Genomic DNA, 23,151 nt, shown 5'->3' with positions numbered 1-23,151 from the left:
TGCAGGTGGACGAACACCGGGGGAGGGTTTCACGTCAGGGCCGTGAAACCCTCCCCCGGCTGGAGAACGAAACGACTGTCAGACGTTGACGCCGTAGTCGCGGGCGATACCGGCCAGCCCGGACGCGTAGCCCTGGCCGATGGCGCGGAACTTCCACTCCGCACCGTTGCGGTACAGCTCGCCGAAAACCATAGCGGTCTCGGTCGACGCGTCCTCGGACAGGTCGTAGCGGGCGAGCTCGGTGCCGTTGGCCTGGTCGACGACGCGAATGTAGGCGTTGCGCACCTGACCGAACGACTGCGAACGGGTCTCCGCATCGTAGATCGAGACGGGGAACAGGATGCTCTCGATGTTCGCGGGGACCGCCGCCAGGTTGACGTTGATCACCTCGTCGTCGCCCTCGCCCGCACCGGTGGTGTTGTCACCGATGTGCTCGATCGAGCCGTCGGGGGAGCGCAAGTTGTTGAAGAACACGAAGTGCTGATCCGACACGACCTTCTTGTCGGCGCCCGCACCGATGGCGCTGGCGTCGAGGTCGAAGTCGGTGCCGGTGGTCGAGCGGGCATCCCATCCGAGTCCGACAGCCACCGCGGTCAGGTTCGGCGCCTCCTTCGTGAGAGAAACATTGCCGCCCTTGGTCAAGCTGACGCCCATTCAGGGGTCCTTTCGAGAGGAGGTGGGTGGACCCTCGACAGCTGTCGAAGTTCCGGGTTCGTCGTGCAACACCACGATAATGAATTTGTCCGACTTGTCCCATCCCGCGAACTGTCCACAGGTTTGTGCACAGGCAATTCCGGACCACTCGGGGGTGTCGGCCCGACCAGTACGATTCAGGACGTGACGAGCGGATGGGCGGGACGCTTCCGAGGAAGAGCCCGGGGCGACGACTCGGCTCGTCGCGCCCACGACACGATGGTCGCAGCGTTTCTCGATATGGACAACCGGCAGAGCATCGCCGCCGCGGCCGTGGACGCCTCGGAACAGCTGACTCCGGAACGCGGAATCCGGCGGGCCTGGGAACCGGTTCGCGACGGGTGCTACCAGGCCGCGACGGCGTATCTGGCGGCCGAAGACCAGTTCGAGAACGTGCAGTCACCCGCCGCCACCGCCGCGTACGAGCAGGTGACGCGGCAGTTGGTCGCGGCAACCCAGACCCTCGACGAGTTCTATCGCACACATCGCGGCCATCTCGAGGAGTCGACCGCAATGCTGGCGGCCGTTCCCCAGGTTGCCCAGCAGGCGCTTCAGGTCGCCTCCGCCGCGCAGCAGCGGGTGCAGACCGAGGGCGCCGCGTACGCCGGCTACCCGTCGGTGCGCGACCGGGGAGCGGCACTCGACGCCGCGGTCGTGGCGCTGCAGGGCGCCCGTGGCGCCAATCCGATCCGCGAAGCGGCGGCGCGCGTGCGGGAGGAGTCGGCGGCGCTGGAGAAGGCACTGGCCGCGGCCCCGTCCAGAGAGCAGGACGCCGCTCACGCGGTGTCGTCGGTGACGACGAGGATCGCCGCCGTGCAGACTCGGGCGGAACGCCTCTCGCCCGCCTACTCCGCGCTGCTGCGCGAGTTCAACGCGGACAGTTCGGCGGATCTCGTCCACAACGACCGCGAGAGCCACAGGCACATCGAGCAGGCGCAGACCGATCTGCAGCAGGCGCAGAAGGCTCTGACCGCGGGTAATCCCGAGGGGGCGCTCGAACTGACCGCCGCGGCGCGGACCCATCTGGTCGACGCCGAGGCGAACGTCGACGGCGTCACCGATCGCCTGCGGTTGCTGCGCGCGGTCCGCGAAAACCCGCGGGCCAAGGAAAACGAGATCAGATTTCGTCTCCGCGACGCCCAGATGTTGGCTGTCAATCGTGGGCTCGTGCGGGAATGGGGGTCGGTCCTCGACGCTCAGCTCGAGCGGATAGACCGAATTGCAGGGACACTGACCGGGAGGCATCCCGACTACTGGGCATACGTCGCCCAGCTCGATGCCGTGTCGGCGTTCATAGCCGAGGTGGTTCAGAAGATGAGAGGACACACAGGACAGCGATGACACGGGGGGACGATGAGCATTAGCGAAGAGATGATGCCGGCTGCAGTAAAGCACGTTCGGCACTTCCACCACCTCGATCCCGAGACGCACGGCCGGCTGTTCCTGCACGCTCCGCAGGCGCTCGGGCCGGACGAGGATCGTACGGTGCTGGCCGTCGCGCTGGGCGCGACGCTGTACGTGCCTGCGACGAGGTCCGACCTCGCGGACACCATCCTTCGCCGGTCCGGTGACGGTGTCTGCTCGATGGTCCTGGACCTCGAGGACGCGGTGGCCGACGACCAGGTGGAGGCGGCGCTGCTCAACGCCGTCGACGCGCTCGATCGGCTCGCGGTCCACGGTGGTGCGCGGATGCAGTTGTTCGTCCGGGTGCGGGCGGCCGAGGACCTTCGGCGGATCGCCGATCTGCTGACCACCGGCGTCGAGGTGTTGTCCGGATTCGTGATTCCGAAGTTCGGTGGTGCGACGGGACAAGCGTTCCTCGACGAGCTGGCCGCGGCATCGGAGCGGCTCGGCAAGCACCTGTATGCGATGCCGGTGCTCGAATCGCCCGCACTGGTGCACCGCGAGACCCGCGACGACGAACTGGCGAAGATCGGCGCACTGCTCGTCGAACACCGCGAGCGGATCCTCGCCGTGCGCATCGGCGCCACCGACATGTGTGCCACGTTCGGCATCCGCCGCGACCGCGACCTGACGATCTACGACGTGCGGGTGGTCGCGGACGCGATTGCCGGCATCGTCAACTTCCTGGGCCGCGCCGACGACACCGGACACGTCATCACCGGTCCCGTGTGGGAGTACTTCGCCGACCACGAGCGGATGTTCCGGCCGACCCTGCGCGCCACGCCGTTCGAGGAGCACAACGAGGTGCGGTTCCGCCAGCAGCTGGTCAGCCGGGATCTGGACGGCCTGCTGCGGGAGATCGCCCTCGACCGCGCCAACGGTATCCAGGGCAAAACCGTCATCCATCCGACGCACGTCGCGGCCGTGCACGCGCTGTCCGCGGTGACGCACGAGGAGTACCACGATGCGCTCGACATTCTCGGCGCCGAGAATGTCGGCGGCGTCCAGGCGTCGGGGTATCGCAACAAGATGAACGAAATGCGCCCGCACCGCAGCTGGGCCGAGAAGACACTCGTCCGGGCGAAGGTGTTCGGCGTGACAAACGAGGGAATCACGTTCGTGGATCTACTGACCGCATTGGCCGTCCGATGAGCTCACCCACCGCCGTGCGCGCGGTGCCCTGGGCCACGGAACACCTGGGGCTGACGCTCGCCCACGTGGGTTCGGACACGGGGCTGACCATCCCCGAACTCGTCGAGCCCGGCCTGCGGCGCAACCCGCGGCGTGCCCATCTGCTCGTCTCGACGGTCCTCGGCAAGCACGTGCCCACCGACCCGGCTGCCGTGATCGGCGCAGGCGACCGGCTCGGCGATCTGGTCGCCGACGTCCTCGCCCCCGATGCAGATCCCGTCGTGCTCGGATTCGCCGAGACCGCAACAGGTCTGGGGCATTGCGTCGCGGCCCGGCTGCGCGCCCGGTGTTACCTGCACTCCACGCGCCGGGGCGTCCCCGAGATCGGGACGTCCGCCGGGTTCGAGGAGGGGCACTCGCACGCGACCAGTCACCAGCTGCAGCCGACATCCGTCGAGTTGTTCACGGGCGATCGTCCACTCGTCCTCGTGGACGACGAGATCTCCACCGGCGCCACCGCGGTCGACGCGATCCGAGCGCTGCACCGGCAGAACCCGCGCAGCCGTTACGTCGTGGCGTCGCTCGTCGACATGCGCGAGCAGGACCACCGGGACGCTGTCGACGCCGCCGCCGCCGAATTGGGGGTCCAGATCGACAGCGTCAGTCTGGCGGTGGGACGCACCGAGCTTCCCGACGGACTGATCGACTCCGTCGGTGCCCTCCCTGATCCGGTGCTCAACCCCGTCGGTGAGCGAACCGGGACCGTCGAGCGCGCCGACATACCTTGGCCCGCAACAGTTCCGGAGGGCGGGCGTCACGGGTTCCTGCAGGAAGACACCAAGGAGTTCGATGCGGCCGTCGCGTCGGCGGCCGCGGTGCTCCGTGACCGGCTCGACCCGCAGCGCCCGGTGATCGTCGTCGGACACGAGGAGCTGATGTACCTCCCTCTGCGAATCGCGGACGCGCTCGCCACGTCCGGTGTCCGGGTTCGTTTCCAGACGACCACGCGGTCGCCCGCCTACGTGCTCGACCAGCCGGGGTACCCGCTGCGCCGCGGATTCCGCTTCACGGCCCCCGAGATCGGGGAAGAGCAGCCGCGTTTCGTCTACAACGCGCAGTGGCCGGACGAGGACGCCGTCGTGGTCGCGGTGATCGACGCCGCGGCCGACACCGACCGGCTCACGGAAGCCGGCGGACTCCTCGACGTCCTCACCGCGTCGGGAACGGATGTGCTCCTGGCCGTCGTGTCCGGCGCCGACCCGCGGTCGCTGCGCGCCGCGCGTGCGGGAGCGTCGACGTGACCGCGCCGCTGACCGGCCCGGCGTTCGGTTCGTACGCCGCCGACGAGGTGGGCTGGCTGCTCAAAGACCTGTCGCACCTCGACCTCGAAGCCGATGTCGCCGAGCGGGAGCGCCGCATCCAGTCGGGTGAAGCCCACTACGCGGAAACGCTGCCCATCGAATACCAGCCCGATGCGGAGTACCGCGAGCTGTTCGAGAAGGTGCTGCAGGACAGTTCCATCCGGCTGGCGCGTGCCGTGGGGACGGTCACCGACCTCGTGCTCGCCGAGCGCGGCCGCGACGTCACCCTCGTGTCCCTGGCGCGGGCGGGAACCCCGGTGGGTGTGCTCATGCGCCGCTGGGCGCGCGACGTCCACGGGTTGACGCTGCCGCACTACGCCGTCTCCATCGTCCGGGACCGGGGGATCGACGCCGTCGCGCTCGACTACCTTGCACAGCATCACGACCCGGGGAACGTGGTGTTCGTCGACGGCTGGACGGGCAAGGGTGCCATCGCCCGCGAGTTGTCGCAGGCACTGGTCGAGTACCGCGAAGCCGGGGGCGCCGAGTTCGACGACGACCTCGCCGTCCTCGCCGATCCCGGGCACTGCGTTCGCACGTTCGGCACCCGCGACGACTTCCTGATCGCCTCGGCGTGTCTGAACTCGACTGTGTCGGGCCTGGTGTCGCGGACCGTCCTCAACGACACGCTGATCGGCCCCGGCGACTTCCACGGCGCCAAGTTCTACGCGCACCTGGCGGACGAGGACGTGTCCAATCACCTCCTCGATTCCGTCAGCGCCTCCTTCGGGGATGTGCGTGAGCACGTTCCCAGCGACGTCGAGGACTTGCTGCGGTCGGACCGCACCCCCACCTGGGACGGCTGGAAGTCCGTCGAGGCGGTTCGGGAGCAGTACGGAATCTCGAGTGTGAACTTCGTGAAGCCGGGTGTCGGAGAGACCACCCGGGTGCTGCTGCGCCGGGTGCCGTGGCGGGTGCTCGTCCGCGACCTCGACGCCCCGGAGCACGCGCACATCCGGCTCCTCGCCGCCGCGCGTGCGGTCCCCGTCGAAGAGGTTCCCGGCCTGGCCTATTCGTGCATGGGCCTGATCAAGGATGTGACATGACCGCGCTGATCGCGACCGACCTCGACCGGACCATGATCTACTCGCGCGGGGCCATGGAACTCGCCGTCACCGAGAGCGACGTGGCCGAGCGGCCTGGCGACGAGGACCTGCTGTGCGTCGAGGTGTACGACGGCAAACCGCTGTCCTACGTCACCTCGGCCGCCGAGGCCATGCTGCGCCGGCTCACCGCGTCCGCCGTGGTCGTGCCCACCACGACGCGCACCGTCGCCCAGTTCCAGCGCATCGACCTGCCGGGGGCGCCGTGGCGGTACGCGATCACGACCAACGGCGGCAATATCCTCGTCGACGGGGTGCCCGATGCGCGGTGGCGGTCGGGTGTCGACATCGCGATGGCCGACGGTGGAGCCTCGCTGGTGGAGGTCGGCGCCGAGCTGAGCCGACGGATCGACGACGGCTGGGTGCGTTCGTCCCGGGTGGCCGACGAGTTGTTCTCCTACCTGGTCGTGGACCTCGACGCGATGCCGGCCGGCTTCGTCGAGGAGTGGAACGACTGGTGCGCGGATCGGGGATGGGGAGTGTCCCGGCAGGGCCGCAAGATCTACACGATGCCCGACGCGGTGTGCAAGAGCCGCGCGGTCGCGGAGGTCCGTGCAAGGCTCGTCGACGACGGAGTGCTCGAGCCGGAAGCGCCCGTGCTGGCGGCCGGGGACGGGGCTCTCGACGCCAGCATGCTCAGTGCGGCCGACGCCGCCATCCGCCCCCGGCACGGCGAACTCGAAACCCTCGACTGGCAGCACCCGACCCTGTCGGTCACCGGAAGCAGCGGTATCGCCGCTGGTGAGGAGATCCTGCGCTGGTTCGCGGACCGGGTCGCGCGGGGTGCGGGGACGACGGCCGTCGGCTCTCTTTTGTAGGTTGTAGGCAAACAGACCAAACGGGACAAACCCGACGCTCCCACAGTGAAGGAACCACCGCAGTGTCCACTCCGCTAGCCAAGGGTCAGAACGGCCCGCTGAGCGTCGACGACGTCATCGTCTCCCTCGAACTGACGGCCGCCGCCGACCTGTCCGCGCTGCTCGTCACGGACTCGGGGAAGGTCCGCTCGGACGCCGACTTCGTCTTCTTCAACCAGCCGGCCGGTCCCGGCGTGCAACTCGTCCCCGGAGCCACCGGACAGGCGGCCTCGCTGAAGGTGTCTCTCGGCGCGGTGCCTGCCGACATCGCCCAGGTGCGCGCGGTCATCACCCTCGACGACGCCACCAGTAACTTCGGCCGCTCGGCGCCGCCGACCGCCCGGGTCTCGGACGGCACCGGAAACTCGCTGTACGAGTACAAGATCGAGGGACTGAACTCCGAGTCGATCGTTATCGCGCTCGAGCTGTACCGACGCCAGGGCGCCTGGAAGGTGCGGGCCGTCGGGCAGGGATACGCCGGCGGGTTCGCCGCACTCGTCACCGATCACGGCGTGTCCGTCGACGACGCTCCCGCACCCGCCGCCGCCCCCGTCCAGCAACCGCCCGCACCGGCACCGGCACCGGCACCGCAAGCCGCCTACCCGCCGCCGGTCGCACCGGTTGCGACCCCGGCTCCCGCTGCACCCCCCGCGCCCGCCGCCCCGTCCGCCCCGGCCGAGGTCAGTCTCACCAAGTCGCGACCGGTCAGCCTCTCCAAGGGCCAGAAGGTGACGCTCCGCAAGGACGGTGGCGTCGCACTGACGTACATCCAGATGGGGCTCGGCTGGGATCCGATCGAGAAGCGCGGCATGTTCGGGAACCGTTCCGCCAACGTCGACCTCGACGCGTCGGCGGTCCTGTTCGCGGACAACAACATGGTCGACGTCGCCTACTACGGGCAGCTGACGTCGAAGGACGGGTCGATCCGGCATCAGGGCGACAACCTCACCGGCGAGGGCGCCGGAGACGACGAGGTGATCCTCGTGGATCTCACCCGCATTCCGCCGCACATCTCGACCATCGTGTTCATCGTGACGTCGTACCGCGGGCACACGTTCGAGCAGGTGAAGAACGCCTTCTGCCGCCTGGTGGACACCACGTCGTCGGCCGAACTCGCCCGGTTCACGCTGCAGGGCGGGATGCCGTTCACGGGAATGGTGATGGCCAAGGTGTACCGGGTGGGCGGCGAGTGGAAGCTGCAGGCCATCGGTGAGGGCATTCAGGCCAAGCATGCCGGTGAGGCCGCGCCTCAACTCGGCCGCTTCCTCGGCGTGTAGGGGCGGCGGTGACGGTCCACCTCGTTCCGGGGCAGAACGCCCCGCTGCCGTCGCGCGAACTGCGTTTCCGCGCGGTCGATGCGACGCCGATCGACGTCTCCGCGCTGATCGTGGACGGCGATCTCCGCGTGCTGTCCTCGGACCATTTCGTGTTCTACAACCAGCGCCGCGCCGCCGGGGTGGAACTCGACGCGGACGGAACGGTCCGGCTGCAGCTGGACGCGGTGGACGCCGCTGCGGTGGCCGTGCTCTGCGTGGTCAGTGTCGATCCGGCGTCCCCGAACGGTCCGGCGACGCTGGCCCGCGAGGGGCTGTCGGCCACGCTCGCCGACGAAAATGGTTTTCCCCTGGTCGTTTTCGACGTGCCGCTGGTCGGTTCCGAGGTGGCCGCGATCTGCCTCGAAATCTATCGCCGCGGCACCGAGTGGAAGGTGCGGGCCGTCGGGCAGGGATACGACGGCGGCCTCGCCGAGCTCGTCACCCGGCACGGGGTCGAGGTGGACGAACCCACGCACCCTGTCGCCGAGGAGGTTCCGGCGACACCCGGTCCTGCGGGCATCCCGCTCGACCCGGCGCACTCGTTCGAGAGGGCGTGGATGATCTTCGAGGACGCCGCTCGGTCCGCGGCCTCGTTCCGATCCTCCCGCGACTACGCGCAGGCCCGGCTGGACGACGAACTGTCCGAGTCGGTGGCCGACCCGTCCACACGCAACAGTCCGGCGGTCGTGCAATCGCAGGCCAGGGCGCAGGATCGGTGTGATGCCCTTGTCGCCGAGGCGCAGCGCAAATTCGACGGCGAGACTTCGCAATTGGCCGACGAACTCCGCGCCATCGACCCGCTGCTGCCGCGGTCGCTGGCCACCTTCGAGTCCGCCGCGTGGACGAGCCCGATCACCGGCAGCGCCGTGACGGACGGGCTGAGGCTCGGCGAGTTGTCCGCACCCGACCTCGGTGAGCTGCGGGTGCCGTTCTGCGTTCATTACCCGTTGGGGCGTCCGCTCTGGATCGTCGGCGATCCGGCCGAGGCCGCACCGGTGGTCGCGGCGCTGGCGGCGCGCATGCTGGTGGCGTCCCCTGCGGCGGCACAGCGGTTGGAGGTGGTCGACCTCAGCGGCTCGTTGCGCACGTTCACCCAACCCCTCGGTGCTCTGCTGGCTTCGCCCGTCGTGTCGTCCGCTTCCGACATCACCGCCCGCCTCACCGCGCTGTCCGAGAGCGTCGACCTCGCAGAAATGGCGGCCCGCAGCGGAATCCGCGACAGCCTGCCGGAGCCGCGGCTGGTGATCCTGGGCGACTTCCCGCACGGGTACGGCGCCGAGGACGCCGCCCGGATCGTGCACCTCGCCGATCACGGTCCCGCGGTCGGGACGTCGCTGATCATCGTCGGCGACAGCGCCTCCGCCGATTCGGATCCGGGAGTCGCGGTGCTCGAACGCATCGCGCAGCAGGTTCCGACGTCCGGGGTCCTCACCGTCTCCGACCCGTGGACGGGCAACGACTGGATCCTGACACCCGACCGGCTCCCGGACCACACCCTCCACCGAGCCTCGGTGCTGGATTCACTGACCGGGCGATAAAACCCTCGCCGCGAGCTGGCGTCACTCGTCGGGCAGTTCGACCCCGAGTTCGAGGGCCTTCGTGGCGACGGCGTCCGGGAAGACGTTGCGGAACAGGAACAGGTCCTGCCCGATCACCCAGCCGGGGGCGAGTTCCGTGGCGTAGCGCTCGAAGTAGCCGAGTTGCTTTCCGAACAGGACAAGTTCCTCAGGGCTGGCGACGCCCCATTTCTTGCCGATGCCGATCAGCGCCATGATGAGTTCGCTGAGCCGCAGCTCGCCGAGGTCCCGGCCCAGTAGGGGTGCGAGCGCGGCGGCCACCTGGAGTCCGATCTCGTCGTCGGTGGCGTCGTTGTCGGTCGCATAGCCGAGGCTCCGGATTCCGCGGGCCATCCGGGAGAAGTCGCCGTCGATCAGAGTCGCGTAGAACATGTCGCGCAGGATCTGCCGCCACGACTCGGGGAGCTCACCGACGATGCCGAAGTCGAGCATCGCGATGCGTCCGTCGTCGAGGACCCACAGGTTCCCGGCGTGCACATCGCCGTGGAACGGGCCGTGCAGGATGACGGACTCGATCCACACCTTGACGCCGCGGCGGATCAGCATCCGGGTGTCCATGTGGACGAGGTCGGGGAACCGGTCGAGCGGCAGCCCGTACATGCGTTCCATACAGATGACGTGCGGACCGCAGTAGTCCCAGTACACCTCGGGGGTGGTGACGCCCTTGTTGTCGCCGAACGCCCCGATGTTCGTCCGGAACCGGGCCTGGCGGTCGGCCTCGACCGCACTGTTGAGTTCGGTCATCGTGGCGGCGTGGAGGTCGCGGATGATGGCGGTGGCGTTGGCGATGCGGAAGAACTCGAACAGTTTCTCGAGGATCCGCGCGCCCCAGTACGCGGTGCGCAGGTCCACCACCATGCGGCGGAAGATGTCGGGGCGTTGGACCTTGATGACGGCTTCCCTGCCGTCGGGGAGAACGCAGCCGTGTACCTGCGCGACGGAGGCGGCTGCGAGGGGGACGTCGTCGAAGGACGCGAACAGCGCGTCGACGGGATGCCCCAGGTCGGCTTCGATGACCCGGCGGGCCTCCTCGGCGGGCACCGGCGGCACGTCGTCGAGACAGCGCAGACAGGCGTTGGCCAACGGGGCGGGGAACACGCCGGAAGACGACGCCATCAGCTGCCCGACCTTGACGAACGTCGGGCCCAGCACCTCGAAACCGTTGACCAGGCCCTCCGACGCCGCGTCCGCAAGGGTGCGGCCGCGACGTCGGACAGGCCAGGTGACCAGCGCGAACAGGGTGTAGGCGACGACGACCACGCCGATGACCAGCGCCCGCCACAGCTCCGCGGCGCGGAAATGATCGAGGCTCGCGGAGTGCACGGTCAGGGCTGCAGGTGGCGGCCCCGAAGCGTACGGGCCGACCGGACGTGCCGTTGGCTCTTGCACAGTTCCTACCTTGCGTTCAGTGCTGCCTGCCGTTCAGAAGGGGACCATACCCCGACCGTTTCGGCGAACCCCTTTCAGTATGCGGTACCCGCCATCACACCATTTCGTTAGCAGAACTCAGAGTCCCAGCGCGCCTGCGAGTTCCCGCAGGGCAGGCACCGGATCGTCGCCGGCGGGGAGTACCTGGATGGCCACGTGATCGGCGCCCGCGTCCAGGTGTTCCCGGAGGCGGCCGGCGACGTACTGCGTGTCGCCGTGGGCGACGAGCGCGTCGATCAGGTCGTCGCTGCCGCCGTTCTCGATCTGCTCGTCGGTGTACCCGAGCCGTTTCAGGTTGTTGACGTAATTGCGCAGGTGCAGGTACGGATTCTCGACAGCCGAACGTCCGATGGGGCGGGCGCGTTCCGGATCGGTGTCCAGCACGACCTTCTGCTCCGGCGCGATCACCGGACCCGGGCCCAGCAGCTCACGCGCTTCACGGGTGTGCTGCGGAGTGGTCAGGTACGGATGGGCGCCGGCGGCGCGGGCTGCGGACAATTCCAGAACCTTCGGACCGAGTGCGGCGAGGACGCGTCGTCCCGCTGGGACACCGGCAGCATCGAGGGCGTCGAGATACTCCACGAGCGCGGCGTACGGCTTGCTGTAGTTCAGCCCGGGCTGTTCGGGATGGCCGACACCGATGCCGAGGAGGAAGCGCCCCGGATGACGAGCTTCGAGCCGATGGAACGAGGTCGCGATCTCGTCGGCGGGCGCGGTCCAGATATTCACGATTCCGGTCGCGACGGTGATCGTGGACGTCGCGTCGAGCAGGCGTTCGGCGATCTCGAGGTCGGCAGGCGGGGAGCCGCCGATCCAGATCGCGCCGTAGCCTGCCGATTCGATCGCCGCACCCACCTCGGGCGCCAATCCGCCGGCGTGACGCCAGACGCCGAACTGTCCGAGCTGCGGGGTTGGTGCTGTGGTCTCCGTCATGTGGCGTGCAACCTTCCGTCGTTGTCATTCATTCCGGTGTTCTCGACTACGTGGTCTCAGGCCTGGTGCAGCCAGGAGCGGAACAGTAGCGCGCCCGCGGCGGCGAGCACGAGCGCGACGTGAACGACCCACGCCGGACCACCGTCGCCGAGTAGACGCCGAGTGAGTCCGGCCAGCAGAGAGGCGATGGCCTTCAGGATCCACACGGCGACCGGCACGAGCAGGAGTCCGAGGACGAGATGCACCAGCCAGGCGCCGGCGAGCGTCGGACCACCCCAGCTGTACTCGTAGGAACCGTCGGTGATCAGCCCGTAGAACAGGCCCCGGAACGCGGCGATCCCGCTGAGGAACGCGAAAAACCAGGCCACCATCCCGATCAGCAGCGACAGCACCGAGTGGGCGAAAACGCTCGGCCACGACGGCGAACGCACGTCGATCCGCTCCGACGCGCTCGAGTCGGCGGCAGCGAGTTGCCACCGCCCGGCCCAGCGGTGCCGTCCGGTCATCGCGGCGCCGAGCGAGACGAGGCCGGCGGGAAACGCCCTCAGCGCGAACAGGGCACGGCGAGCGGACTCGGTGGTGAACGGGTTCACCGACGTCGAGTCGGCCTGGTCAGTTGACATGGCTCGACGCTATCGACCGACTCCGCCGCCGCACATCATCCTGCAGAACGATATTCGCTACCGCAGGGGTAGTCGATCAACTGCCGGGCGCCCGGTACTCGGCGTCCCGGCGAACCGCGTCGTCCACCTGCTCCGGCGTCAGCAGCGCCACCGATTCGGACCGCGCCGCACCGGAGGCGGTGGTGCGGATGCCGAGCGCGGCGGCCGCGACGTCGTCCGGCACCTCACCGATCACGAACAGATCCCGGCCACCCAGTGCGAAGTAGCAGGATTCGACTGTGCCCCCGACGCTTTCGACCATCTGGGTGATCGCGTCGCGTCGTGCGGTGCCGCCTTCGGCGAGTAGTCCCTTCGCGCCTTCGGGTGAGTACGTGACCTGCCAGAGATATCTCGGCATCAGTGCCTCCTCGATTGTGGGGTCCTCTCATGGTTCTCCCGGGACGGGCCACATGCAATAGGTTCCGGCGCTAGGGTCGTGAGATGGCTGAGGCCCGCGTAGGTATCTCCGGCTGGACGTATCCCGGTTGGCGCGGTGACTTCTACCCGGACGGTCTGGCCCATCGCAAGGAGTTGGCCTACGCCGCGGGGCGATTGACGTCGATCGAGATCAACGGGTCCTTCTATTCGTTGCAGCGACCGACGAGTTACGCGAAGTGGCGTGACGAAACACCGGAGGGTTTCGTGTTCGCCGTGAAGGGCGGTCGCTACATCACGCACATGAAGAGGCTGGTCGGCGCGGAGACGGCGCTGGCGAACTTCTTCGCATCCGGGGTGCTCGCGTTGGGCCCCAAACTCGGACCGCTGCTGTGGCAACTGCCCCCGACACTCGCGTTCGATTCGACGAGTCTCGCAGCATTCTTCGACCAGCTGCCGAGGACGACCACCGACGCCGCGGCCCTCGCGTCTCGACACGACGACAAGCTCACCGACGATAGGGCGTGGACGGAGACGGACGCCGATCGGCCCGTCCGCCACGCCCTCGAGGTCCGGCACCCCAGTTTCGATACGGAGGAGGCGAGGAAGTTGCTCCGCGCACACGACGTCGCGTTCGTCGTCGCCGACACGGCAGGCCGGTACCCGTACGTCGAGGCGGCGACGAGCGATTTCGTCTACGCCCGGTTGCACGGCGACAAGGAGCTCTATGCCAGCGGCTACACGGACGAGGCGCTGGACGAGTGGGCCCGCAAGCTGGACCGGTGGCTCGGGGAGGGCCTCGACTGCTTCGCGTACTTCGACAACGACATGAAGGGGTACGCGCCGTTCGACGCGCTGCGGCTGATCGAGCGGCTGCGTTGACTGTCGGTGTCCCATGGCACAGTGAGCGTCGGTTCGACGAAGACGAGAAGAGGATCTACGGATGTGGCCCACTCACTGGCCTGCTGTCGCGCGTGACATCGCCGAAGCGCTCGACGCCGCCATCGTCGCGGCGCGTGCGTCGGATTCGGCGGCGCTGACCGAGGCGACGGAGGAACTGGCGGCCCTGCCCGCGGAGCAGGTCGGTGCGGTGCTGGCGGGGGTGGTCCGGGAATTGCTCGAGACGCTGCACCCGGACGGTCTGACGGGCGAGGACGTGCAGGACGTTCTCACCCGCTGCGCGCGGGCGGCGGCACTCTGGTTTCCGGTCGTCGATGTCGATTCGCTGGTGACCGTGCTGACCGGTGCACTCGGCGTGGCCGATGTCGAGGAGAACCCGCGCAGACCGGAGCGTGCCGTGGAGGCCGCGATCCTGGTCATCGCCGATCTGCTGAGTGCGGCGGAGGTTCCCGCCGACGGTTACGTCCGCCGGGCTCTCGACGAGATCGCGCGCGCCGAAACCGTCGAGATGCCCTGATTCGTTCAGAGTTCGGTGCGGATGTGATCGGCCAGCCGGGTGATCCGGTCCTCGTTGCGGCGGTAGTGGGTCCACTGGCCGATCCGATGGCTGGTGACCAGTCCGGCGCTCTGTAGCGCGGCCATGTACTGCGAGGCCGTCGACTGGGAGACCTCGGCCCTCGCCTGAATGTGCTTCAGGCACACGCCCACCTCGTCGGCGGGTTCGAGCTGCGGAGGAAAGCTGTCGGGGTCCTTCAGCCACTGCAGGATGCGCACGCGGGTCGGGTTCGACAGCGCTTTGAAGACCAGGGCCAGGTCGGTCGCGTCCGGAAGCTCACTCACAGACTCATCGTACCGCTATATCGCGATTTTACGATATGTGTGCTTGACTCGGTATATCGCAACTTCGCGATATGTCGATAGGGGTGAGTGATGGCGAAACGCAGAGTGGCAGTGGTCGTCGGTGCGCGCGGGGTGATCGGCGGCAATCTGATCGACCACCTCGAGGCGACCGGGGAGTGGGAGGTCATCGGGCTGTCGCGACGGGGCGGACCCGACACCGGCAGGGTGCGGCACATCGCGGTCGATCTGCTCGACGAGCGCGACGCCGCCGACAAGCTGGGTGAACTGCACGACGTGACTCACATCTTCTACGCCGCCTACCAGGACCGTCCGTCGTGGGCGGAGCTCGTCGCGCCCAACGTCGCGATGCTCGTCAACACGGTGAACGCGCTCGAACCCGTGGCTGCCGGGCTCGAGCACATCAGTCTGATGCAGGGCTACAAGGTCTACGGCGCCCACCTCGGACCGTTCAAGACGCCGGCGCGCGAGAGCGACCCGCCCCACATGCCGCCCGAGTTCAACGTGGACCAGCAGCGGTTCCTCGAAGACCGTCAGCGCGGCAAGCGCTGGACGTGGTCCGCGATCCGCCCCTCGGTCGTGTGCGGATTCGCTCTCGGCAATCCGATGAATCTCGCACTGGTGATTGCCGTCTACGCCACGATGTCGAAGGAACTCGGAGTGCCGCTGCGGTTTCCGGGTAAGCCGGGCGCGTACACGAGTCTGATCGAGATGACCGACGCCGGACTGCTGGCGGAGGCGACCGTCTGGGCCGCGACCACCCCCGAGTGCGCGAATCAGGCGTTCAACATCAACAACGGGGATCTGTTCCGCTGGGACGAGATGCTGCCGAAGATCGCGAATTTCTTCGAGCTGGATGTCGCACCACCGCTGCCGATGTCGATGGAGGTCGTCATGGCCGACAAGGAGCCGGTGTGGAACGACCTCGTCGCGAAACACGGACTGGAGACCACGCCGTACTCGGACGTCTCGTCGTGGGCGTTCGGCGATTTCGTCTTCGGCTGGGACTACGACGTCATCGCCGACGGTTCCAAGGCGCGCCGGCTGGGTTTCCACCGTCACGTCGAGACCGAGCGGATGTTCCTCGACATCTTCCGCGACCTTCGAGCCCGGAAGATCATCCCCTGAGGGGGAGGGGGCTACCGGCGAATCCCGGATTCGACGTTGGCGGCGATCCGCCGGAGCAGCCCGGCCAGGACGGCGCATTCGTCCTCGTCGAGTCCGGCGAGGAATTGCCGGTCCCGTTCGACACGCTGCGGGAACTCGGTGTCGACGAGTTTCCGCCCGGACTCGGTCAGATGAAGCAATACGACGCGCCCGTCGCGTTCGAACGGTAGCCGTTCCACGAGTCCCAGCCGGGCCAGGCGGTCGACGTGTTTGGTGGTGGATGCGCCGCTGAGCATCGTCACGGCGGTGACCTCGCTGGCTCGCAGTGGCCGATCGCTGCGGGCGAGTACACACAGGACGTCGAACTCGGCGCGCGAGACCCCGCTCGCGTCCAGGGCGCGGTCGAGTTGCTGCAGGGCCTGGGATCCGATCCGGGTGATGCGACCCATCACTTCGATCGGTGACGTGTCCACTTCGGGATGGGTCTCGGCCCATTCGCGTCGAACGCGATCGGTGAAATCCTCATCCGGACGTGGGGCAGTGCTCATGAAATCCATCGTAGCGACCAACTTCACATTAATTCAGAACTATTTTACTAGTGAAGTATACGGTACGCTGAGGTCATGCAGGCTTCCCCTCGATACGCACCCGACCTCAGCCGGCTCCATCACTCCCGTGGGGCTTTGGCCTATTCGGTGGCGCCGTCGACGTGGCGTCGTGCGTTCGAGGTCCGGAACGCCGATGCCACCATCGCTCCTGCACTGCGGGTGGGTGCGGCGACGGCCCTGGTGCTGGTCATCGGTGGCCTGCTCGGGCACGGCAACCTCGCGGGTTTCGCGGCACTCGGTGCGCTGACCGCCGCGTTCGGCCGATACGAGCCGTACCCGCGGCTCGCCCGCAAGGCGGGTCTCGTCGGTGTCGCGCTCATCGCCTTCGTCGCCGGCGGAGCGCTCCTCGGTGCAGCGGGACTGTCACTCTGGCTGCAGATAGCGGTCATGTCCGTGGCGTCGGGGGTCGCCGCGTGGCTGCTGGCGGCGTTCCGCATCGCCGGTCCCGGACCGGTCATCCTGGTCTTCGCGGCGACCGCGGCGGTCGGGTACGCGACCCGGCTCTCCGATCTCGGACCGGCCGTCGTGGCCGTGGCGATCGGTGTCGTCGTGGGCTGGCTCGCCGCCATGACGCCCTGCCTGTTCGTTCCCCTCGGTCCCGCCCGGCTGGCGGTGGCGCGGGCACTCGCCGCGACCGCGGAACTGGAGCATGCACACGACGTCTCCGCGATCGCGGCCGCACGCAAGGCCATCGACAACGCGCGTGACGTGATCGCACACAGCGGGCGGGGCCGGGACGGGCACTCCCACCAATTGTTCGCGCTTCTCGCCGAAGCGGACACGGTCGTCGATCGGTGGGCGCACGAACGTGACCGCGACACCCTGCGCGCGCTCGTCGATCACGAGTCCGAACTGCGTAAGGTGAAGCGCCGCAGCGACCTTTCGGCGTTCGGAGCCGAGATCGCGGTACTCCCGAAGCCAGGCGGCTTCTTCGCGGACGGTCTCCAGGCGTCGCGGTCGCGAGAGGGGATCGTCAACGCGGCCCGTATCGCCGCTGCGGCCGCGCTGGCCGGATGGATCTGTGTGGCACTGGGATTGGAGCACCCGCTGTGGGCGTCGATGGGTGCGATGGCCGCGATGCAGGGTTTCAACTTCAGTCAGACCGTGCAGCGGGGAATTCAACGCCTCGTCGGAAACGTGGCAGGCGCCGTCCTCGCCGCCGGGCTGATCGCCGCAGCGATGGGGTACTGGCAGACCGTCGTGGTCATCGTGGTGCTGCAGACCGTGACCGAACTGGTGGTCATCAAGAACTACGCGTTCGCGTCCGTCGCCATCACACCCATGGCTCTGCTGCTCACGGGCCTCGGCTCGGCGGTCGCCCCGGACATCGCGGTGAGCCGCATCGTCGACACGCTCATCGGTGTGGTGGTCGGGGTGATCGTCTCGGCTGTCGCGATCAGCCGGACCGACCACCACCACGTGGACTGAGGCTGCTCAGATCCCCGTCGCGGAGACGTAACCGGCGAATCCGATGGCGCACGCGCCCGCGCAGAGGATCAGGGTTCCGCACGCCACCGGCCACGCGATCGTGCGCCGCGCGATGCGTGCGATCGTGACCAGGCCGCCGATCACGGTCGCGAGTGCGGCGACCGCGAGCGCCACACACACCGCGATCCACGCGTTCTCGGCGCTGCACGTCTCGGGCGGGCAGTAGTCCAGGAACAGCAGCCAGAACAGCCCCGCGACCGCGGAGATGCTGGCGACGGCAACCGCGACGACGAGCGCGGCCGCCGACACCGCCACGTCCCAGCCGTTCAGCGGCGGCTGATCGTCACCCGCACGCGGGTGATTACATGGCTGTGGCAGAGGCCCCCCTGGCTGCATTCTCGTCACAGTACAGCGGTATCCGGGAGGATCGGCGGCGGCAGCGGAGCCCCGTCCGGGCGCAACCCGGCGAGGAACACCGTGATCAGCCGCGGAACGAGATTGGCCGTCGCGCCGTCGAACATCAGCACGTGGGGCCGGGTGAGCATGGCGATCCCCATGATGATCTCGAGCGGCACGACGTCCTCGCGGACCAGCCCGCCGTCCTGGAGCCGGCGAATGAAGTCGGTGACCGTCGACTTCGTGAGCTCCCTCGACTCGCGGACGTCGGGTGGCAGCTCGTCGAGGCTGTTGACCAGCGCGGGAACCAATGCTCCCATGCGCAGTTCGACCACGGCGTCGACGAACCGCCGCCACGCTCCCTCCGGGTCGTCCGAGCATTCGTCCAGTCCCCGGACAGCGAGTTCGCGGACTTCGGCGAGCGTCGTCCGGGCAACGGCATGGGCGAGTTCGTCCCGACTCGGAAAATTCCGGTAGAGGGTGGCGATCCCGACGCCGGCCTTCGCGGCGATGGCGTCGAGCGGTGCGTCGTGCCCGCGGTCGGCGAACACCGCGCGGGCAGCCTTGATCAGCGTGCTGCGTCGTTCCAGCGCGTCTGCCCGCACGTTCCACCTCTTCCGTTGACAACCCAGCATAACCGGAGGAATATTATCCACAAGTAACGGAGGGATTTCCTCCACTTAGTGGAAGGGGAGTCCGATGAGCACTTCGGATACCGGGACACTCGCGGCGCGCACGAAGCCGACCGCGCGGTCGGCACACGGTCCGTCCGATCCCGTGAAATTGGCCGCTGTGGTGCTGGGACTCACCGCGGTGATCGCGCTGATGCTGCTGGCGTTCGCGTTGCCCGCCGTCAACAGCGGCCCGCACGACCTCCGGCTGGGCGTCGCCGGACCCGACGCAGCCGTCACCCGGATCGACTCCGCGCTCGCTGCGGGGCACCCCGGCGCGTTCGTCACCGAGCGCTTTCCCGACGCCGGTGCGGTCCGGACGGCGATCGAACACCGGGAGGTGGTCGGCGGAATCGTCGCGACACCGGACGGCATGAAGGTCCTGTCCGCGGGCGCCGGCGGGGCACCCATCGCGCAGACGATGAACGGTATCGCGGCGGGCATGAGCAAGACTGCGGGACACACCGTTCCGGTCGAGGACGTCGTTCCGCTGACGGCCGACGACCCCGCCGGCGTCGGTCTCGGCGCCTTGGCGCTTCCCCTGGTCTTCGGCGGCATGATCCCCGCGCTCGCGCTCGTGCGGCTGTTTCCGCGCAGTGTCGGTCGGCGGGTGGCCGGGGCGGTGCTGTTCGCCGTGAGCGCCGGGGTGGTGCTGACGGCAATCCTGCAGTTCGGTCTCGGAAGCGTCGACGGCGACTACTGGACGACCACCGGCGCCGTCGTGCTCGGCATCGCCGCCATCTCGCTGACCGTTCTCGGGCTCGAATCAGTGCTGGGCACAGCGGGTTCGCGCTCGGCGCGGTGACGATGATCTTCTTCGCCAATCCGCTGTCCGGCCTGGCGACGTCCGCGGCGTGGCTGCCGTCGGGGTGGGGCGCATTCGGTCAGCTGCTGCCACCCGGAGCGGCGGGAACCATGGTGCGGTCGACGGCGTTCTTCGACGGACACGGAGCCGGTGCGGCAGTGCTCGTGCTGACCTGCTGGATTCTGTTCGCGCTCGGCCTGTGCCTGGTATCCGGACTGCGTGAGCGGCGCGCCGGGGAAGAACCGGCCGTCGCCTGAGGCTGTGGTTTGATGGCGGCATGGGGGAACGACGGATCGTCCGCCGACTGGTCGGCATCGGCGCGGGCCTCGGCGCGCTCGCGGTCCTCGTGGTCGCGGCCTCGACGGTGTGGATATCGCGCGAGGCCTCCGGCCACGTCTACGACGTCGACGACGCACCCGAAGCACCGGTGGTCATCGTCCTCGGTGCGCAGGTGCGCGACGGCAAACCCCGGGAGTACCTGGCCGGACGCCTCGACGTCGCCGTCCGTCTCGTGCAGGACGGCCGCGCTCGGGCGGTCCTCGTCTCCGGCGACGGCGCGGGCAGATCCGGCGACGAGATCGCGGCGATGACGGACTACCTGGTCGAGAGGGGCATCGACCCCAGCAAGATCGTCGGCGATCGCTACGGGCTCGACACCTACGACACGTGCGCTCGCGCCGTCCAGACGTACGGTGTGACCAAAGCTCTGATCGTCACGCAGGGTTTCCACGTTCCCCGCGCGGTCGCGCTGTGCCGCGGTGCCGGGATCGACGTCGCCGGTGTCAACGCCGGATGCGAATGCCGCCCGATCACGATGGCCAGGAACACCGTGCGCGAATCGCTGGCCCGGCCGAAGGCCGTCCTCGACCTGCTGTCCGGGCGCGATCCTGTGGTGGTCTCCGAACCTGAAGACTCACTCGGGAAGGCGCTCGCCGCCGAGGGCTGACCTCGAACCGCCGCGCGGGGAGTGGCTGGTCGGTACGCTTCTCCCGTCGACGATCGGGAGGCTGACGATGGTTGGTGCACGACCGGATCCCGGTCCGCGTGAAATCCGGAAATGGCGTCGCTACCTCGCCGACGAACGCGCCGAGGCGGCCGTCTACCGCGACCTCGCCAAACGCCGGACCGGTGAGGAACGCGAGATTCTGCTGGCACTCGCCGACGCCGAGGGGCGGCACGAGGCGCACTGGCGCGGGCTGCTCGGCGAACACGTCGGCAAGCCCGTGCGCGGTGATCTCCGCACACGCATCCTCGGTGTGCTGGCCCGGCGGTTCGGATCGGTGTTCGTGCTCGCCCTCGCGCAGCGCGCGGAGACCCGGTCGCCGTACCCGACCGACGTCGACGCCACCGACGCCATGAGCGCGGACGAGCGGATCCACGAAGAGGTGGTGCGGGCGCTGGCGGCGCGCGGGCGAAATCGGCTGTCCGGCACGTTTCGTGCCGCCGTGTTCGGTGCCAACGACGGCCTGGTCAGCAACCTCGCCCTCGTGCTCGGCATCAGTGGCAGCGGCGTCGACAATCACATCGTCCTGCTGACCGGTCTCGCCGGTTTGCTCGCGGGCGCGTTGTCGATGGGTGCGGGCGAGTATGTGTCCGTGCGGTCGCAGCGTGAACTGCTCGAGGCATCGGCGCCGGGGCAGGGCGCCCGTGAGGCGGTGCCGCTCCTCGACGTCGACGCGAACGAACTCGCACTCGTGTACCGGGCGCGGGGCATGCCCGCGGAGGACGCCGAGAAACGTGCGGCCGACGTGCTGCGGAGAGCCGTTCAGCCCGAGCCTGTTTCGGGTACGGAGGACGCCGACGAGCACGAGGCCATCGGCACCGGGCTCGGTGCGGCTGCCGCGAGTTTCTGCTTCTTCGCGTCCGGTGCGGTGATCCCGGTGCTGCCGTATCTCTTCGGTATGGAAGGCACCGCCGCGCTCGTGGTCGCTGCTGCGCTGGTCGGCGTCGCGTTGCTCGGGACCGGTCTGGTGGTGGGGTTGCTGTCGGGTGGACCCCCGGTAAAGCGCGCGTTACGCCAGCTGGCAATCGGGTACGGCGCAGCCGCCGCCACCTACCTGCTGGGCATGCTGTTCGGGACAGGCGCCTGAGAACGTCATCATCACCACGGGTGTGGAACCGTAGCCGGGGACGGCAAACGTGCGCACCGTGTGCCGGGACCAGGACCCGTCCGACAGGGCGACGCGGGCGACTCCGGGAAGACGCGCCGGGATCCGTTGCCGCACCGCCGCGAGGTCGTCGCCGTGCAGCAGCCCGATCTGCCCGCCCTCCGCCGCCGCAGACAGACCCGCCAGCGGTGCCGTGATCCATTTGATGGCGTACCCGTGCTGTGAATCGACCAGTGCCGCATGAACCCCGGCGACCGCGTGCATGGTCGACGCGATGTCCGAATCCATCACCCGGATCGCCAGTTCGCCGACGTCGGTCTTGTGCGTGACGTCGTGATCGACGCCCCGCAGCACCACCCCCTCGGGTGTCTCGACGGCGCGGCGCACGAACCGGACGAGGCGCAGCGTTCCGTCGTCGTGGCGGGCGATGAGTTCGCCGGACAGGAACTCGCCGTCCCGCGCGTTGTCGACGCGTTCCATCAGCACCGCGATGTCGGAGATCCGCGGCACCCTCCGATACAGGTCGGCGAGACCGAAATAGCCGTGTTCCGGCCGGGTGTCCGCGACTCCGTACAGATTCCGGAACTCACGGGTCCATCGAGTGCGTCGCGGACCCGCCGACACGGACAGGTTCCATTCCCATCCCGCTACCCGGTGCGGCGGTGGCACCGGACAGTCCGCACGACCGGTGAAGATCTGCACCGCGAGGACGTCCCCACCCGGACCGAGTACCGATTTCGCCACGACGAAATCGATATCGCCGACCGGCTCGCCGAGTGTCACCTGCACCGGTTGTCCCGACGACTTCACCGTGTCGATGGCGCCCGCCACCAGCGTCAGCATTCTGCCGCGGTAGACGTTGCCGAGTGGCCGGCACTGCCGTTGCTCGATGCCCTCGGCGATCACCGTCGGTGCGTCCCCCAGGATTTCGACCAGAATCCAGCCGTCGCCGCTTCCCCGTTGTTCCACTGGTACTGCCCCCCCTCATGGCGCCCGATCATCGCACGGCGGTGATCCGGATGCTCGGCGAGACGGTCGCCGCGACGGCGTTCAGGCCGGTGCGGTCGCGACGGCGTCCAGGAGTCCTGGGAAGCGGGAGTCGATGTCGGATCTGCGCAGCTGAGCCATCCGCGAATTGCCGCGGTCGACCTGTGTGATCAGCCCGGCTTCGCGCAGGACCTTGAAGTGGTGGCTGCGGGTCGATTTGGACACCGGCAGCCCGAACGACGTGCAGTGACGTTCCGCGCCGTCCGCCTCGACCATGAGCTTCTGCACGACCTCCAGTCGCAGGGGATCGGCGAGTGCGGCCAGGACGGAGACCAATTCGATCTCGTCGACCGCGGGATGTCCCTCGGCGTCGGGCACGGCACACCTCCAGGTTCGGGTCGTCGACTACCAGAGAGTGAAGGTTCGTCTTGCATCGAACCTAA

At 68.5% G+C, this 23,151-nt stretch carries 24 protein-coding genes and 1 pseudogene; 14 read left to right on the top strand and 11 right to left on the bottom strand.

All coding sequences use genetic code 11. The annotated features are described in order from the left end of the window. Positions 1–78: 78 nt before the first annotated feature. Complete coding sequence (locus FND50_RS30570; protein ID WP_005251244.1) at positions 79–654, bottom strand: TerD family protein; 576 nt, start codon at positions 652–654, stop codon at positions 79–81. Positions 655–912: 258 nt separating this feature from the next. Between FND50_RS30570 and FND50_RS30565 the strand changes: the two genes are divergently transcribed. The 7 genes from FND50_RS30565 (at position 913) to FND50_RS30535 (ending at position 9,403) form a co-directional block, all read left to right on the top strand. Then, on the top strand, positions 913–2,034 hold the full coding sequence (locus FND50_RS30565; RefSeq protein ID WP_144289201.1) for a hypothetical protein: 1,122 nt from the start codon (positions 913–915) through the stop codon (positions 2,032–2,034). A gap of 12 nt (positions 2,035–2,046) precedes the next feature. Beyond that, positions 2,047–3,249, top strand: a complete 1,203-nt coding sequence (locus FND50_RS30560; protein WP_144288185.1) for an HpcH/HpaI aldolase/citrate lyase family protein — start codon at positions 2,047–2,049, stop codon at positions 3,247–3,249. After that, positions 3,246–4,529 (top strand): phosphoribosyltransferase family protein, encoded by a 1,284-nt coding sequence (locus tag FND50_RS30555; RefSeq protein ID WP_144288184.1) that lies wholly within the window; start codon positions 3,246–3,248, stop codon positions 4,527–4,529. Before FND50_RS30560 ends, FND50_RS30555 begins: the two co-directional genes overlap by 4 nt. Continuing rightward, positions 4,526–5,635: a cysteine protease StiP family protein gene (locus FND50_RS30550; RefSeq protein ID WP_144288183.1), complete on the top strand. Its 1,110-nt coding sequence runs from the start codon at positions 4,526–4,528 to the stop codon at positions 5,633–5,635. Before FND50_RS30555 ends, FND50_RS30550 begins: the two co-directional genes overlap by 4 nt. Beyond that, a complete protein-coding gene (locus tag FND50_RS30545) occupies positions 5,632–6,510 on the top strand; it encodes an HAD family hydrolase (RefSeq protein WP_144288182.1) in 879 nt (292 codons plus the stop codon). The genes FND50_RS30550 and FND50_RS30545 overlap by 4 nt, the downstream gene beginning before the upstream one ends. Positions 6,511–6,572: 62 nt before the next feature. After that, positions 6,573–7,826: a TerD family protein gene (locus tag FND50_RS30540; protein ID WP_144288181.1), complete on the top strand. Its 1,254-nt coding sequence runs from the start codon at positions 6,573–6,575 to the stop codon at positions 7,824–7,826. Positions 7,827–7,834: 8 nt separating this feature from the next. Beyond that, positions 7,835–9,403, top strand: a complete 1,569-nt coding sequence (locus tag FND50_RS30535; protein ID WP_144288180.1) for a TerD family protein — start codon at positions 7,835–7,837, stop codon at positions 9,401–9,403. 21 nt (positions 9,404–9,424) lie between these two features. Here FND50_RS30535 and FND50_RS30530 read toward each other — a convergent pair whose 3' ends face one another. The 4 genes from FND50_RS30530 to FND50_RS30515 all read right to left on the bottom strand — a co-directional run bounded on the left by FND50_RS30530 (position 9,425) and on the right by FND50_RS30515 (position 12,823). Further along, positions 9,425–10,831, bottom strand: coding sequence for an AarF/ABC1/UbiB kinase family protein (locus tag FND50_RS30530; protein WP_144288179.1), 1,407 nt, complete (start codon positions 10,829–10,831; stop codon positions 9,425–9,427). 117 nt (positions 10,832–10,948) lie between these two features. After that, positions 10,949–11,803 (bottom strand): LLM class F420-dependent oxidoreductase, encoded by an 855-nt coding sequence (locus FND50_RS30525; RefSeq protein WP_144288178.1) that lies wholly within the window; start codon positions 11,801–11,803, stop codon positions 10,949–10,951. A gap of 56 nt (positions 11,804–11,859) precedes the next feature. Next, positions 11,860–12,426: a hypothetical protein gene (locus FND50_RS30520; RefSeq protein ID WP_144288177.1), complete on the bottom strand. Its 567-nt coding sequence runs from the start codon at positions 12,424–12,426 to the stop codon at positions 11,860–11,862. A gap of 76 nt (positions 12,427–12,502) precedes the next feature. Next, the gene (locus FND50_RS30515; RefSeq protein WP_144288176.1) at positions 12,503–12,823 is read right to left on the bottom strand and encodes a GYD domain-containing protein; all 321 of its coding nucleotides are present in this window, start codon (positions 12,821–12,823) and stop codon (positions 12,503–12,505) included. A gap of 83 nt (positions 12,824–12,906) precedes the next feature. Between FND50_RS30515 and FND50_RS30510 the strand changes: the two genes are divergently transcribed. Further along, a complete protein-coding gene (locus FND50_RS30510; RefSeq protein ID WP_144288175.1) occupies positions 12,907–13,722 on the top strand; it encodes a DUF72 domain-containing protein in 816 nt (271 codons plus the stop codon). A 61-nt stretch (positions 13,723–13,783) separates the two neighbouring features. Beyond that, positions 13,784–14,257 carry a hypothetical protein gene (locus FND50_RS30505; protein ID WP_144288174.1) on the top strand — a complete coding sequence of 158 codons (474 nt, stop codon included), beginning with the start codon at positions 13,784–13,786 and terminating at the stop codon, positions 14,255–14,257. A gap of 5 nt (positions 14,258–14,262) precedes the next feature. Here the strand turns inward: FND50_RS30505 and FND50_RS30500 are convergent, their stop codons facing one another. Beyond that, on the bottom strand, positions 14,263–14,580 hold the full coding sequence (locus tag FND50_RS30500; RefSeq protein WP_144288173.1) for a helix-turn-helix transcriptional regulator: 318 nt from the start codon (positions 14,578–14,580) through the stop codon (positions 14,263–14,265). Positions 14,581–14,670: 90 nt separating this feature from the next. Here FND50_RS30500 and FND50_RS30495 point away from each other — a divergent pair, with 90 nt between their 5' ends. Beyond that, the gene (locus tag FND50_RS30495; RefSeq protein WP_397492801.1) at positions 14,671–15,726 is read left to right on the top strand and encodes an SDR family oxidoreductase; all 1,056 of its coding nucleotides are present in this window, start codon (positions 14,671–14,673) and stop codon (positions 15,724–15,726) included. Between the two features lie 11 nt (positions 15,727–15,737). Here the strand turns inward: FND50_RS30495 and FND50_RS30490 are convergent, their stop codons facing one another. Continuing rightward, complete coding sequence (locus tag FND50_RS30490; RefSeq protein ID WP_005258862.1) at positions 15,738–16,262, bottom strand: MarR family winged helix-turn-helix transcriptional regulator; 525 nt, start codon at positions 16,260–16,262, stop codon at positions 15,738–15,740. Between the two features lie 66 nt (positions 16,263–16,328). On the opposite strand from FND50_RS30490, the gene FND50_RS30485 reads away from it, so the two are divergent. Beyond that, the gene (locus tag FND50_RS30485) at positions 16,329–17,741 is read left to right on the top strand and encodes an FUSC family protein (protein ID WP_144288171.1); all 1,413 of its coding nucleotides are present in this window, start codon (positions 16,329–16,331) and stop codon (positions 17,739–17,741) included. A gap of 6 nt (positions 17,742–17,747) precedes the next feature. Here FND50_RS30485 and FND50_RS30480 read toward each other — a convergent pair whose 3' ends face one another. Both FND50_RS30480 and FND50_RS30475 read right to left on the bottom strand, forming a co-directional pair. Beyond that, positions 17,748–18,056 carry a hypothetical protein gene (locus FND50_RS30480; protein WP_005258859.1) on the bottom strand — a complete coding sequence of 103 codons (309 nt, stop codon included), beginning with the start codon at positions 18,054–18,056 and terminating at the stop codon, positions 17,748–17,750. 86 nt (positions 18,057–18,142) lie between these two features. Beyond that, positions 18,143–18,742, bottom strand: coding sequence for a TetR/AcrR family transcriptional regulator (locus FND50_RS30475; protein WP_144288170.1), 600 nt, complete (start codon positions 18,740–18,742; stop codon positions 18,143–18,145). Positions 18,743–18,836: 94 nt separating this feature from the next. Between FND50_RS30475 and FND50_RS30470 the strand changes: the two are divergent. From FND50_RS30470 to FND50_RS30460, 3 genes and pseudogenes are all read left to right on the top strand, one after another. Beyond that, positions 18,837–19,870, top strand: a pseudogene (locus FND50_RS30470) (ABC transporter permease). A 20-nt stretch (positions 19,871–19,890) separates the two neighbouring features. Continuing rightward, the gene (locus tag FND50_RS30465) at positions 19,891–20,559 is read left to right on the top strand and encodes a vancomycin high temperature exclusion protein (RefSeq protein ID WP_144288169.1); all 669 of its coding nucleotides are present in this window, start codon (positions 19,891–19,893) and stop codon (positions 20,557–20,559) included. A gap of 67 nt (positions 20,560–20,626) precedes the next feature. Further along, positions 20,627–21,703, top strand: coding sequence for a VIT1/CCC1 family protein (locus FND50_RS30460; RefSeq protein WP_144288168.1), 1,077 nt, complete (start codon positions 20,627–20,629; stop codon positions 21,701–21,703). Here the strand turns inward: FND50_RS30460 and FND50_RS30455 are convergent. Further along, positions 21,626–22,690 (bottom strand): GAF domain-containing protein, encoded by a 1,065-nt coding sequence (locus FND50_RS30455; RefSeq protein WP_144288167.1) that lies wholly within the window; start codon positions 22,688–22,690, stop codon positions 21,626–21,628. The two genes, FND50_RS30460 and FND50_RS30455, sit on opposite strands and share 78 nt — an antisense overlap. An 81-nt stretch (positions 22,691–22,771) precedes the next feature. Further along, on the bottom strand, positions 22,772–23,086 hold the full coding sequence (locus FND50_RS30450; protein ID WP_144288166.1) for a helix-turn-helix transcriptional regulator: 315 nt from the start codon (positions 23,084–23,086) through the stop codon (positions 22,772–22,774). Positions 23,087–23,151 lie beyond the last annotated feature (65 nt).

This window comes from Rhodococcus sp. WB9, from assembly GCF_007558985.1.
Lineage (GTDB): Bacteria > Actinomycetota > Actinomycetes > Mycobacteriales > Mycobacteriaceae > Rhodococcus_F > Rhodococcus_F opacus.
This window is presented reverse-complemented; position numbering and strand designations above follow the sequence as displayed.